The 13,112-nt window shown below is 57.5% G+C and carries 9 protein-coding genes and 3 tRNA genes (1 of these 12 cut by a window edge); 10 read left to right on the forward strand and 2 right to left on the reverse strand.

All coding sequences use genetic code 11. The features are described 5' to 3' along the window. The 10 genes from AC1RP7_RS12515 to AC1RP7_RS12560 form a co-directional block, all read left to right on the forward strand. A tRNA-His gene (locus AC1RP7_RS12515) sits at window positions 1-59 on the forward strand; it begins 117 nt to the left of the window's first position. Window positions 60-115: 56 nt separating this feature from the next. Beyond that, window positions 116-200, forward strand: a tRNA-Leu gene (locus AC1RP7_RS12520). 77 nt (window positions 201-277) lie between these two features. Continuing rightward, a tRNA-His gene (locus AC1RP7_RS12525) sits at window positions 278-353 on the forward strand. Window positions 354-738: 385 nt separating this feature from the next. Beyond that, window positions 739-2,049 (forward strand): trigger factor, encoded by a 1,311-nt coding sequence (tig, locus tag AC1RP7_RS12530; protein ID WP_057714092.1) that lies wholly within the window; start codon window positions 739-741, stop codon window positions 2,047-2,049. 93 nt (window positions 2,050-2,142) lie between these two features. Further along, on the forward strand, window positions 2,143-2,778 hold the full coding sequence (gene clpP / locus AC1RP7_RS12535; RefSeq protein ID WP_057714093.1) for an ATP-dependent Clp endopeptidase proteolytic subunit ClpP: 636 nt from the start codon (window positions 2,143-2,145) through the stop codon (window positions 2,776-2,778). Between the two features lie 112 nt (window positions 2,779-2,890). After that, window positions 2,891-4,174 carry an ATP-dependent Clp protease ATP-binding subunit ClpX gene (gene clpX, locus AC1RP7_RS12540; RefSeq protein WP_008048848.1) on the forward strand — a complete coding sequence of 428 codons (1,284 nt, stop codon included), beginning with the start codon at window positions 2,891-2,893 and terminating at the stop codon, window positions 4,172-4,174. A gap of 250 nt (window positions 4,175-4,424) precedes the next feature. Then, entirely contained in the window at window positions 4,425-6,821 is a 2,397-nt protein-coding gene (lon, locus tag AC1RP7_RS12545) for an endopeptidase La (protein ID WP_056722330.1), read from the forward strand. Between the two features lie 149 nt (window positions 6,822-6,970). Then, window positions 6,971-7,243, forward strand: coding sequence for an HU family DNA-binding protein (locus tag AC1RP7_RS12550; RefSeq protein WP_002552737.1), 273 nt, complete (start codon window positions 6,971-6,973; stop codon window positions 7,241-7,243). A gap of 235 nt (window positions 7,244-7,478) precedes the next feature. Next, window positions 7,479-9,350 (forward strand): SurA N-terminal domain-containing protein, encoded by a 1,872-nt coding sequence (locus tag AC1RP7_RS12555; protein ID WP_493180739.1) that lies wholly within the window; start codon window positions 7,479-7,481, stop codon window positions 9,348-9,350. A 203-nt stretch (window positions 9,351-9,553) separates the two neighbouring features. Then, the gene (locus AC1RP7_RS12560) at window positions 9,554-10,411 is read left to right on the forward strand and encodes a DUF2242 domain-containing protein (protein ID WP_493180740.1); all 858 of its coding nucleotides are present in this window, start codon (window positions 9,554-9,556) and stop codon (window positions 10,409-10,411) included. A gap of 343 nt (window positions 10,412-10,754) precedes the next feature. Here the strand turns inward: AC1RP7_RS12560 and AC1RP7_RS12565 are convergent, their stop codons facing one another. Together AC1RP7_RS12565 and AC1RP7_RS12570 are read right to left on the reverse strand one after the other, a co-directional pair. Then, a complete protein-coding gene (locus tag AC1RP7_RS12565; protein WP_057714096.1) occupies window positions 10,755-11,795 on the reverse strand; it encodes an AraC family transcriptional regulator in 1,041 nt (346 codons plus the stop codon). Between the two features lie 2 nt (window positions 11,796-11,797). After that, window positions 11,798-12,928: a nitrilase-related carbon-nitrogen hydrolase gene (locus AC1RP7_RS12570; RefSeq protein ID WP_493180741.1), complete on the reverse strand. Its 1,131-nt coding sequence runs from the start codon at window positions 12,926-12,928 to the stop codon at window positions 11,798-11,800. Window positions 12,929-13,112 lie beyond the last annotated feature (184 nt).

Consider the following 13,112-nt stretch of genomic DNA (forward strand, 5'->3'; position numbering starts at 1 on the left):
GGTAGAGCACGGGATTGTGACTCCCGTTGTCGTGGGTTCGATCCCCATCGTCCACCCCATATTTCGAAAGGCGCCAGATTAACAGTCTGGCGCCTTTGCTTTAAAGGCTTCATCCGCGGATGTGGTGGAATTGGTAGACACACTGGATTTAGGTTCCAGCGCCGCGAGGCGTAAGAGTTCGAGTCTCTTCATCCGCACCAAATAAAGCTTCATTCAGGCACTTGGCCAGGCTGGAGCTTGATAAAGAAGTTGTTTGGCTTCTTTAACAGGCAATATGGTGGGCGTAGCTCAGTTGGTAGAGCACGGGATTGTGACTCCCGTTGTCGTGGGTTCGATCCCCATCGTCCACCCCATATTTCGAAAGGCGCCAGATTGAAAAGTCTGGCGCCTTTTTTGTTTCGGCGGCCGCAGGTTCCGGGTCGCAGGGGCGGGCGTTTCGTCGTATTTATGTTTCTCGATGATGCTGTCCTGCCCGCCGGCCTTGCTTGCGAGATCGGCTGTCAGGGAGATGATTGGCGACCTTCTCTATATAGGGAAAGGTTGGCGCAGAGCCCTGGCGTGATTGGTTGTATTTGCCATCGGGGCGAGGTGCATTCGTGCATTCGCACCTATAAATTGCCTGCTGCGTTTTTACCCGTTTTCAGTAGGGTGACTTCTTGAGTTTGACCCACTAGAATGCATGCCCTTGATTCTGGGGTCGGAAACGGCCGGCTAACGTCTGTGCAACGAGGAATATCCATGCAAGTTTCTGTTGAAAATACTACTGCTCTTGAGCGCCGCATGAGCGTCACCGTGCCGGCTGAGCGCATCGAGAGCCAGGTCAACAAGCGTCTGCAGCAGACCGCCCAAAAGGCCAAGATTGCTGGCTTCCGTCCAGGCAAAGTGCCAATGAGCGAAATCAAGCGCCGTTTCGGTGCTGACGCTCGCCAGGAAGCTGTAGGCGACGTGATCCAGTCTTCCTTCTACGAAGCTGTGGTTGAGCAGAAGCTGAACCCGGCTGGTCAGCCTTCGATCGAGCCAAAATCCCTGGAAGCGGGCAAGGACCTGGAATACGTAGCCGTATTCGAAGTGTTCCCTGAGTTCACCGTTGCCGGTTTCGAAGGTATCACCGTAGAGCGCCTGAGCGCTGACGTGTCTGATGCCGATCTGGACAAGATGCTGGACATCCTGCGCAAGCAGAACACCCGTTTCGAAGTGGCCGATCGCGCTGCTCAAAACGAAGACCAGCTGAACATCGATTTCGTCGGCAAGGTCGACGGTGAAGTGTTCGCTGGCGGTTCCGCCAAGGGTACCCAGCTGGTTCTGGGTTCCGGCCGCATGATCCCTGGTTTCGAAGATGGCCTGGTTGGCGCCAAAGCCGGTGAAGAACGCGTTCTGAACCTGACTTTCCCAGAGGACTATCAGAACCTGGACCTGGCTGGCAAAACCGCCGAGTTCACCGTGACCGTCAACACCGTTTCCGAGCCAAAGCTGCCAGAACTGACCGAAGAATTCTTCGCTCAATTCGGCATCAAGGAAACCGGTCTGGAAGGCTTCCGCGCCGAAGTTCGCAAGAACATGGAGCGTGAACTGCGTCAGGCGATCAAATCCAAGGTCAAGAATCAGGTAATGGACGGTCTGCTGGCCACCAACCCGATCGAAGTGCCAAAGGCTCTGCTGTCCAACGAAGTTGACCGTCTGCGCGTGCAGGCTGTTCAGCAGTTCGGCGGCAACATCAAGCCTGACCAACTGCCGGCCGAGCTGTTCGAAGAGCAAGCCAAGCGCCGCGTAGTACTGGGTCTGATCGTGGCTGAAGTGGTCAAGCAATTCGACCTCAAGCCTGACGAAACCCGCGTTCGCGAGATGATTCAGGAAATGGCTTCGGCCTACCAGGAACCTGAGCAAGTTGTGTCCTGGTACTACAAGAACGACCAGCAACTGAACGAAGTTCGCTCGGTTGTGCTGGAAGAGCAAGTTGTGGATACTGTTCTGCAGAAAGCTAGCGTGACCGACAAATCGGTCTCTTACGAAGAAGCAGTCAAGCCGGTAGAAGCACCACAAGCCGACTGATCACTTTTGCGGTAAGAAGCAAACACCATAAGCCAGCCTTCGAGCTGGCTTATGCGTATTCAAGACATAACTATTTGGGAGTGACTGCAGAGCATGTTCCGTAATTCGTATATTCAGCAGAACTCTGATATCCAGGCCGCCGGCGGCCTGGTCCCGATGGTTGTCGAGCAGTCCGCTCGTGGCGAGCGCGCCTACGACATCTACTCGCGTCTCCTCAAGGAGCGGGTGATCTTTCTGGTGGGTCCCGTAGAGGACTACATGGCCAACCTGATCTGTGCGCAACTGCTGTTCCTTGAAGCGGAAAACCCGGACAAGGACATCCATCTCTATATCAACTCCCCGGGCGGTTCGGTGACGGCGGGCATGTCGATCTACGACACCATGCAGTTCATCAAACCCAACGTGTCGACCACCTGTATCGGTCAGGCGTGCAGCATGGGCGCGTTCCTGCTGACGGCCGGTGCACCTGGCAAGCGTTATTGCCTGCCGAACTCGCGAGTGATGATTCACCAGCCACTGGGCGGTTTCCAGGGCCAGGCGTCGGATATCGAAATCCATGCCAAGGAAATCCTCTTCATTCGCGAGCGTCTCAACACGCTGATGGCCCTGCATAGCGGGCGTACTCTTGAAGAAATCGAGCGCGATACCAACCGCGACAATTTCATGAGTGCAGAAGCCGCGCGTGAGTACGGGTTGATCGATGAAGTGATCAGCCAGCGCCCCGCTTAAAATAAGCAGCTCAAAATAAGGTTGGTCGGCGGGTCCGATCACCGGCGGGCTTGAAAAAGCCCGCAATAGCCTTCATCTTGTGTTGCAAGCCTATCGGATTTGGATCGAACGAATGACTGACACCCGCAACGGCGAGGACAACGGCAAGCTGCTCTATTGCTCCTTCTGTGGCAAAAGCCAGCATGAAGTACGCAAATTGATTGCCGGCCCCTCGGTCTTTATCTGCGACGAGTGCGTCGACCTGTGCAACGACATCATCCGCGAGGAGGTGCAGGAAGCACAGGCCGAAAGCAGCGCGCATAAATTGCCTTCGCCTAAAGAAATCAGCGGCATCCTTGATCAGTATGTGATTGGTCAGGAGCGTGCGAAAAAGGTTCTGGCCGTAGCGGTTTACAACCACTACAAGCGCCTGAATCAGCGTGACAAAAAGAATGACGACGTCGAACTCGGCAAGAGCAACATCCTGCTGATCGGCCCGACAGGCTCGGGTAAGACCCTGCTTGCCGAAACACTGGCCCGCTTGCTGAACGTTCCGTTCACCATCGCCGACGCAACCACCCTCACCGAGGCGGGTTACGTGGGTGAAGATGTCGAGAACATCATTCAGAAGCTGCTGCAGAAATGCGATTACGACGTGGAAAAGGCCCAGATGGGCATTGTCTACATCGATGAAATCGACAAGATTTCGCGCAAGTCTGATAACCCGTCGATTACCCGGGACGTTTCCGGTGAAGGCGTGCAGCAGGCCCTGCTCAAGTTGATCGAAGGCACGGTCGCTTCCGTTCCGCCTCAAGGTGGTCGCAAGCATCCGCAGCAGGAATTCCTGCAGGTCGACACCCGTAACATCCTGTTCATCTGCGGTGGCGCGTTCTCTGGTCTTGAGAAAGTCATTCAAAACCGTTCCACCAAGGGTGGCATCGGTTTCAATGCAGAAGTGCGCAGCAAGGAAGAAGGCAAGAAAGTCGGTGAGTCCCTGCGTGAAGTCGAGCCTGACGATCTGGTCAAGTTCGGTCTGATCCCGGAATTCGTCGGTCGTCTGCCGGTACTTGCCACGCTGGACGAGCTCGACGAGGCTGCATTGATGCAGATCCTCACCGAGCCGAAAAATGCTCTGACCAAGCAGTATGCCAAGCTGTTCGAGATGGAAGGCGTGGATCTGGAATTCCGGACCGACGCTCTGAAATCGGTCGCCAAGCGAGCCCTGGAGCGTAAAACCGGTGCCCGTGGCCTGCGTTCGATTCTCGAAGGTGTATTGCTCGACACTATGTATGAAATCCCCTCGCAATCGGAGGTGAGCAAAGTAGTGATCGATGAAAGCGTGATAGAAGGCAAGTCCAAGCCACTGTATATCTATGAAAACAGTGAGCCGACCGCCAAGGCTGCGCCAGACGCATAAGCGTCACGCAGCTTGAATAAAGAAGGGGCCTTCGGGCCCCTTTGCTATTTCGGGATCTGGCCTGCAGGAGCCGGCTTGCCAGCGAAGGCGGTCTTTGAAGGCTTATCCGGCCCGTCGCAGCAGCATCCGTATGCTGCAATCTTTCAAGTGGTTCTTTTATCCGCTTGTTTTTTTCCTGGGCAGCCCCCATCTTGGTTTCAAGCTTACTTCCATCTGTTTACGGCCTTATGGCCGCCGTAGAGGCGAAATCATGAAGACAACCATCGAATTGCCTCTCCTGCCATTGCGTGATGTCGTGGTTTATCCGCACATGGTTATCCCGCTGTTCGTGGGGCGCGAGAAATCCATCGAAGCCCTCGAGGCTGCGATGACGGGTGACAAGCAGATCCTTCTGCTGGCCCAGAGAAACCCGGCTGACGACGATCCCGGTGAAGATGCCCTGTATCGCGTTGGTACGATTGCCACCGTTCTGCAGCTGCTCAAGCTGCCTGACGGAACGGTCAAGGTTCTGGTCGAAGGCGAGCAGCGGGGCGCTGTCGAGCGCTTCAGCGAAGTGGACGGCCACTGCCGTGCCGAAGTCTCCCTGATCGACGAAGTTGAAGCACCGGAGCGCGAGTCGGAAGTGTTCGTTCGCAGCTTGCTGTCCCAGTTCGAGCAATACGTGCAGTTGGGCAAGAAAGTCCCGGCTGAAGTCCTGTCGTCGCTCAACAGCATCGATGAGCCAGGCCGCCTGGTGGACACCATGGCCGCGCACATGGCGCTGAAGATCGAACAGAAGCAGGAAATCCTCGAAATCATCGATTTGTCGGCCCGGGTCGAGCACGTTCTGGCGTTGCTGGATGCCGAGATCGATCTGTTGCAAGTCGAAAAACGCATTCGCGGCCGCGTCAAGAAACAAATGGAGCGCAGTCAGCGCGAGTACTACCTGAATGAGCAGATGAAGGCCATTCAGAAAGAGCTCGGCGACAGTGACGAAGGCCACAACGAAGTCGAAGAGCTGAAAAAGCGTATCGATGCCGCCGGCCTGCCGAAAGACGCGCTGGCCAAGGCGACGGCCGAGCTGAACAAGCTCAAGCAGATGTCGCCGATGTCCGCGGAAGCGACCGTGGTGCGTTCGTACATCGACTGGCTGGTTCAAGTGCCGTGGAAGGCCCAGAGCAAGGTGCGCCTGGACCTGGCGCGCGCGGAAGACATTCTGGATGCCGACCACTATGGCCTCGAAGAGGTCAAGGAACGCATCCTCGAATACCTCGCCGTGCAAAAGCGCGTGAAGAAAATTCGTGGTCCGGTGCTATGTCTGGTCGGTCCTCCCGGGGTGGGTAAAACGTCCCTGGCGGAGTCGATTGCTCACGCCACCAACCGCAAATTCGTGCGCATGGCCCTCGGTGGCGTGCGTGACGAGGCGGAAATTCGTGGCCATCGCCGTACTTACATCGGTTCGATGCCAGGAAGATTGATTCAAAAGATGACAAAAGTGGGTGTCCGCAACCCGCTGTTCCTGCTCGATGAAATCGACAAGATGGGCAGCGACATGCGTGGCGATCCGGCATCGGCGTTGCTGGAGGTGCTCGATCCCGAGCAGAACCACAACTTCAACGATCACTATCTGGAAGTCGATTACGACCTGTCCGATGTGATGTTCCTGTGTACTTCGAACTCGATGAACATCCCGCCGGCGTTGCTGGACCGGATGGAAGTGATCCGTCTGCCGGGCTACACCGAAGACGAGAAGATCAACATCGCCGTCAAATACCTTTCGCCTAAGCAGATTACGGCCAACGGCCTGAAGAAAGGCGAGCTGGAGTTTGACGCAGAAGCGATCCGCGACATCATCCGCTACTACACCCGTGAAGCCGGTGTGCGTGGGCTGGAGCGCCAGATTGCCAAGGTCTGCCGCAAGGCCGTCAAGGAACATGCGCTGGAGAAGCGCTTCTCGGTGAAGGTCACCGCAGACATGCTGGAGCACTTCCTGGGCGTGCGTAAATTCCGCTACGGCCTGGCCGAGCAGCAGGATCAGATTGGCCAGGTGACCGGGTTGGCGTGGACTCAGGTGGGCGGCGAACTGCTGACCATCGAAGCGGCCGTCGTACCGGGCAAGGGCCAGTTGATCAAGACCGGTTCCCTGGGTGACGTGATGGTCGAATCGATCACAGCGGCCTTGACCGTTGTCCGCAGCAGGGCGAAGAGCCTGGGGATCCCTCTGGACTTCCATGAGAAGCGCGACACACACATCCATATGCCGGAAGGGGCGACTCCAAAGGATGGCCCTAGCGCCGGTGTAGGCATGTGCACGGCCCTGGTATCGGCATTGACCGGCATACCGGTACGCGCGGATGTCGCCATGACCGGCGAGATCACGTTGCGTGGCCAGGTCTTGGCCATTGGTGGCTTGAAAGAAAAACTGTTGGCTGCCCACCGTGGCGGAATCAAGACAGTGATCATTCCTGAAGAGAATGTGCGCGATCTCAAAGAGATTCCGGACAATATCAAGCAGGATCTACAGATTAAACCGGTTAAATGGATTGACGAGGTCCTGCAAATTGCGTTGCAATACGCGCCGGAGCCCTTGCCGGACGTGGCTCCGGAGATAGTCGCGAAGGATGAGAAACGCGACGCAGATTCTAAGGAAAGAATTAGCACGCATTAGTACGTATTTGCCTGGGGGGCTTTCTTGACAGCTTTTTAGAGCCCTTGTTATAAAGCGGCTCTTAAGTGTCTGTAGGCCATTCAGCACTCGTTTTTGCTTTCACCAAAAAAACTTAGAATCATACTCAAATAGATATAAGGGGACTTAGAGTGAACAAGTCGGAACTGATTGATGCTATCGCTGCATCCGCTGATATCCCGAAAGCTGCTGCTGGCCGTGCGCTGGACGCTGTAATCGAATCCGTCACTGGCGCTCTCAAGGCTGGCGACTCTGTTGTTCTGGTTGGTTTCGGTACCTTCTCCGTAACTGATCGTCCGGCTCGCATTGGTCGTAACCCACAGACCGGTAAGACGCTGGAAATCGCAGCAGCCAAAAAACCAGGTTTCAAAGCCGGTAAAGCACTGAAAGAAGCTGTCAACTAAGTTCGATTCAGGTTTTTACCCATCCGGGTCGGGGTCATGCCTGACTTGGCAGCGGAGCGGCAGTCCTGACTGCAGGTCGCCGGTTCAAGACACCGAGGGTCGCCAGTTCGAGCCCCTCGATCCGCTCCGCCAGTTACGAGAAGGCGCATCCTCGGATGCGCCTTTCTTCTATCCGGATTCTACCCACGCTCCACGGTTGCCTAATTTTTGAAGTTCAACCGTTTCTGGGGGACGCATGCTGCAGAATATCAGGGACAATTCACAAGGCTGGATTGCCAAGACTATTATCGGGGTCATCGTTGCACTGATGGCTCTGACCGGTTTCGACGCCATTTTTCAGGCCACGACGAACACGAATGAAGCGGCGAAGGTCAATGGCGAAGAAATCAGCCAGAACGAACTGAGCCAGGCGGTCGATATGCAACGCCGTCAGCTCATGCAACAGCTGGGCAAGGATTTCGATGCTTCCTTGCTCGATGAAAAAATGCTGCGCGAGTCGGCTCTCAAGGGCCTGATCGATCGCAAACTGCTGCTGCAAGGCGCAGAAGACTCGAAATTCGCCTTTTCCGAAGCGGCTCTGGATCAGGTCATCCTGCAAACGCCTGAGTTTCAGGTGGATGGCAAGTTCAGCTCCGAGCGTTTCGACCAGGTGATTCGCCAACTCGGCTATACCCGCATGCAATTCCGCCAGATGCTGGCTCAGGAAATGCTGATTGGTCAGCTGCGTGCCGGTCTCGCCGGTAGCGGTTTCGTGACCGATGCACAGGTACTGGCGTTTACCCGTCTGGAAAAACAGACCCGCGATTTCGCCTCGCTGAACATCAAGGCCGACCCGGCAGCGGTGAAGCTGACCGACGATGAGGTCAAGGCCTACTACGACGAGCATGCCAAGGAATTCATGACGCCGGATCAGGTGGTCATCGATTACCTCGAGCTGAAGAAGGCTTCCTTCTTCGATCAGGTCAGCGTCAATGACGAAGACCTGCAGGCGGCCTATCAGAAAGAAATCGCGAACCTGTCCGAGCAACGCCAGGCGGCGCACATTCTGATTGAAGTGAATGACAAGACCACCGAGGCGCAAGCCAAGGCGAAGATCGAAGAGATCCAGGCTCGTCTGGCCAAGGGCGAGAAATTCGAGGCGCTGGCCAAGGAATTCTCCCAGGATCCGGGTTCGGCGAACAACGGCGGTGACCTGGGTTATGCCGGTCCTGGCGTCTACGACCCGGCGTTCGAGAAAGCCCTGTATTCGTTGGCCAAGGACCAGGTTTCCGCGCCGGTTCGCACCGATTTCGGGTTCCACCTGATCAAGCTGTTGGGCGTGGAAGCGCCTGAAGTTCCGACATTCGCCAGCCTGAAAGACAAGCTGACCCGCGAGTTGAAGGCCCAGCAGGTCGAACAGCGTTTTGTCGAGGCGACCAAGCAACTGGAAGACGCTTCATTCGAAGCGTCGGACCTGGCGCAACCGGCACAAGACCTGAAACTGAACGTCCACACGTCCAAGCCGTTCGGCCGTGAAGGCGGTGAGGGTATTGCAGCCAACCGTGCCGTGATCACTGCCGCGTTCAGCCCGGAGGTCCTGGATGAGGGTGCGAACAGCACTGCCATCGAGCTCGATCCGGAAACCGTGGTCGTGTTGCGTGCCAAGGAGCACCTGAAGCCTTCGCAATTGCCGCTGGAAAGCGTCTCTGCTGCGATCCGTGTGCAATTGGCCAAGGAACACGCCAGCGCCGATGCCAAGACCAAGGCTGACGCCTTGATTGCCAGCCTGCGCGATGGCAAGACCCCGCTGGATCAGGCGGTCGACGGCCAGGCCTGGAAAGTCACGGAAGCGGCGACTCGTGCTCAGGAAGGGGTCGACCCTGCGGTGCTGCAAGCGCTGTTCCGCATGGCGAAGCCTGCGTCCAAGGACAAGCCGACCTTCACCAGCGTGACGCTGTCGGATGGCAGCCTGATGATCGTGCGCCTCAATGGCGTGAACGAAGCAGCGGCGCCGACCGAAGAAGAGAAAGCACAGTATCGTCGCTACCTCGCTTCCCGCATCGGCCAGCAAGACTTCGCGGCTTACCGCAAGCAGCTGGAAAGCCAGGCGGAAATCAAGCGTTACTGATGCCTGATCAGGTTTAGCGCTGCACAAAAGACCCCGGCCGGAAGGCTGGGGTCTTTTTGTTTGGCCGTACGTCACTTGCCGCGGTGACTTTTGCGCAAAACCGGGGTCAATCAGCCTGTAACCGTTTTAAGACATGATCGATGCTCCGCTAAGCATCGATCTGTTGCACAATATGCCCCGAACCGTTTTCTTCAGGATGTTCAATGTTTAAATCACTTCCCATGCGGGTTGTCGGACTGGCAGCCGTGCTTGCTACTGCGGCCGGTTGTTCATCGAACAAGACCGCCATCTATGAGCATGAGAATTTCGACGACTCCGGTACCTTTTCCCGAAACTATCCGGTCAGCGATACCCAGAGCTGTGAAGCCGCTCGTCGTGCCTTGCTCAGCCAGGGTTACATCATCACCAGCAACGATTCGAAGCTGGTCAGCGGTCACAAGAGCTTCCAGCAGACCGGCGAGAACCACATGGAGATCAGCTTCAGCGTGGTCTGTGCCGATGACGGCAGCGAAGGGCACCATGCGACCGTGTTCGCCAACGCCCTGCAGGATCGTTATGCGCTGAAGAAGACCAACAACTCCGCCAGTCTCGGTGTGGGTGTGTTGGGCTCGGTGTCGATGCCGATCGGCTCCTCCGATGACTCGATGGTCAAGGTCGCCAGCGAAACCGTATCGTCTGCCAAGTTCTACGAGCGTTTCTTCGCACTGGTCGAACTGTTCCTGCCGCCGGAAGCGAAAAAGGCTGCGCACATCCCCGAAAAGCCGAAAACGGACCTGGGCATGCCTGAAGCCCAGGCAGCGCCGGCACCACTGGCACCTGCCCCGGCAGCGGCTCCCGCTGTAGAGCCTGCTGCACCAGCGCCTGCACCTGCACCTGCATCCATTGAAGCGGCTCCAGCGGCCTCCGAGCCGGTTGCCCCGCCTCCTGAAGCGGCGCCGATCACGCCGATCGAGCGTGTAGAGCCTGCATCGTTCCAGGAAGTCGTCACGCCACCGTCGAACCCGAGTGACTTGCCTGCGCCGAGCGAACCCATCCCGGCGATGCCTGCCTCAGGTCAGTGATGGATATGCCACGGGATCGGGTCGGATGACCCGATCCCGTGGCCAGCCAAAAGATTGACCCTCGTCAACCAAGACCACTGTTCTGTGGCCTCCCGCGAAAAAATCCGATGATAAATTCCTGACCAGCTGCTACGTTTTATTCAGTAGCGACAGAGTGTCGTGTCCGCGTCATTTTTCTTTCATGCGGGCACTTTATGCTCTGGGAATTGGTCATTTATTCAGACGTTTTTAATATGGGTTGGGGGATTCAAAAATGGACGATTATCAAGAAGAGCTGCTCGAGTACCAGGCTTTCGAACTGGACCCACTGGAGCCGGCGGAAGACGCTACCGAGTTGTAGGCATCAGGCGGATTGGCGATGACTGCGGCGAAATTCGCCGGGGGTCTGTCCGTTCCAGCGTTTGTATGCGCGTTGAAACGCTTCGGCTGAGGCAAAACCCAGCAGGTAGGCGATCTCTCCGAACGCCAGTTCGGTGTCGCGTATGTAGGTCATGGCCAGGTCGCGACGGGTGTCGTTGAGAATTGCACGAAACTGCGTGCCTTCTTCGGCGAGCTTGCGGCGCAGGGTCCAGGTGGGCAGCTTCAGGCGTGCCGCCACCTCTTGCAGGTCGGGTTCCCGGCCACCATTGAGCAGGGGGCCCAGCAGCGCGATGATGCGTTCGCGCAGGCTGCGGGTGCGTGTCAGTTGTTCCAGTTCTCGCTCACACAGTTGCAGCAAATGCCGCCAGGTACTCGGGCAATGCTCGGGGTTGCGCTGGGCGAGACTTTCCAGGCTCAAGCGCAGTTGATTGCGCTCGCCGCCAAACTGAATCGGACAGTCACCCAACACGTCATAGGCCGCGCGGTAACCGGGCTCCTCGAATTCGATCTCGATGCGTTCGGCGCGCAGCGGGGCAGGGCTGACACTGGACAATTGCTGCAACCAGCCGGCGATGATCGAATCCACCACAAAGCGGTTGTAGGCGTTATAGGGGCTGATCGAATAGAAGCGCAGCCAGGCGCCCTGGGCGTCTTCGTGAAAGCTTGATTGACCCCGATAATTGGAGCCATACAAGGCTTCGAATCGAATCAGGCAGCGGGCGGCTTCTCGTACCGTCGGCGCCTGGGCCGCAGTGACGCCAGCAAGGCCAGCCTGGCTCAGGCGACTGAGCTGGCCCATGCGCAAGCCAAGGGCCGGGTTGCCGGTCAGTTGAATGGCGCTGTGGCCCAGGCGCATGTAGCGCGGTATCGACAGTCGGGCACCGGCTTCGCTCAGGCGCCCGGCGTCGAGGCCGTATTGATCGAGCAGTGGCTGAGGATCGACGCCATGACTGCGCACGGCATCGGCCAGGCTATGAACAAAGCCCACCGACAGATCGCCCAGGCGCATCGGCTGCGGCTTCATGGCTACAACCAGAGGTTCAGCAAACGCGCACCATGGGCATTGCCGTCGGCAAAATGCTGGCCGTTGCTGCTGAGGAAGCTGTGTCCGGCGCTGCCCTGATCCCAGAACTGACCCCGCAGGAACACACTCATGCCAGCGACGGCTTGACTGGCAGGTGTCCGGGTCGTGAGATTCAGGCGCTGCCAGGCCTGGCCTTCACTGACTTCTCCAGGCTTCAAGATGACCGATGTCGGCGCTGACGAGCCCCTGTAGCCACGCCACGGTTGATCCCAGGTGCCACGGCCGGCAACAAAGGCCGGTACCGCGACCAGTTGCACGCTTTGGTCGTTGAGCTTGAGGTAGTTTTCCGGGTACCAGCTGTCATGACCGATCAATACGCCCAGCCTTCCGGCGGGAGTATCAACGACATTGAGCGAGTGCTCACCGTTCGCCTTGATCCCGTTCTGTTCTGCGAAGAACGGGTGTATCTGGCGCTGGGGCTGGCCGATCGGCAGGCCCTCGCTGTTGAACACCACGCTGCTGTTGTACAGCGCGCCGCGGCCGATTCTCAAGGTGCCGTCGATGATGCTCGGTTCGGGCAGTACGATGGAACCCGCCACCAGCGTCACGTGGAATTCCCTGGCCAGCCCTCCGAACAATGCCTGGTAGTCTCTGGCCATCGCCTTGGCTTTCATGCGTAGGTGGGCATCGTCCAGACGGTTGCCGCCCTCGGCGCTGATCAACGCCTTGGCGAACTTCAGGGGATTGCTCACCGCCAGCCAGTTCATGGCCTCCTTGAGGGTGCTGGCCTGATACAACTCATCCTTCTCGCCGCTGACCATCAGCCAGGTACCGATGTGCTCCGGCAACACGACGACGGTCTTGCCGTTCAACAGGCCCTGGTCCCGGGCTGCTTGCAGATAGGCCGCAAGCTTGCGGTGCAAACGCTCGGGGCTTTGATAATCGGTGGGAAACAGTTCGGGCTGAATGCCCAACAGATTGCCGCGGTCCGCAGGCGTGCCCTGGTCGACAGCCAGGTTGATCCGCAGATCCGAAAGGTAATGACCCACCGGCCGGTTTGCGGCCCACATCGCGTAGGTCGTGAGGGCGGCGAGCAACGCCATGGAAAATGTCAGGTACAAAAGTTTGCGCATGGGGAAACAGTTTACAGCCTGGAACTGGTTCGAGCATAAAGGGAATCAAGGCCTTAGTGGGCAAATTTCAAGGGTTGGCTGTTTTTTTCGCTGGCGGTTGCCTTTCTGCGCCGCGACGCGGCCATGAATACCTGGATGGGGATCTTGGGAGGAGGGGCGCCGGTCTGCCATCATGTGGCTTGAC

It is taken from the genome of Pseudomonas sp. GW822-FHT01E03 (assembly GCF_058802985.1).

What these genes read in the sequence shown, in the direction of transcription:
- tig (WP_057714092.1), top strand. Translation starts at nt 739, where the DNA reads ATGCAAGTTTCTGTTGAAAATACTACTGCTCTTGAGCGCCGCATGAGC.
- clpP (WP_057714093.1), top strand. Translation starts at nt 2,143, where the DNA reads ATGTTCCGTAATTCGTATATTCAGCAGAACTCTGATATCCAGGCCGCC.
- clpX (WP_008048848.1), top strand. Translation starts at nt 2,891, where the DNA reads ATGACTGACACCCGCAACGGCGAGGACAACGGCAAGCTGCTCTATTGC.
- lon (WP_056722330.1), top strand. Translation starts at nt 4,425, where the DNA reads ATGAAGACAACCATCGAATTGCCTCTCCTGCCATTGCGTGATGTCGTG.
- AC1RP7_RS12555 (WP_493180739.1), top strand. Translation starts at nt 7,479, where the DNA reads ATGCTGCAGAATATCAGGGACAATTCACAAGGCTGGATTGCCAAGACT.
- AC1RP7_RS12560 (WP_493180740.1), top strand. Translation starts at nt 9,554, where the DNA reads ATGTTTAAATCACTTCCCATGCGGGTTGTCGGACTGGCAGCCGTGCTT.
- AC1RP7_RS12565 (WP_057714096.1), bottom strand. Translation starts at nt 11,795, where the DNA reads ATGAAGCCGCAGCCGATGCGCCTGGGCGATCTGTCGGTGGGCTTTGTT.
- AC1RP7_RS12570 (WP_493180741.1), bottom strand. Translation starts at nt 12,928, where the DNA reads ATGCGCAAACTTTTGTACCTGACATTTTCCATGGCGTTGCTCGCCGCC.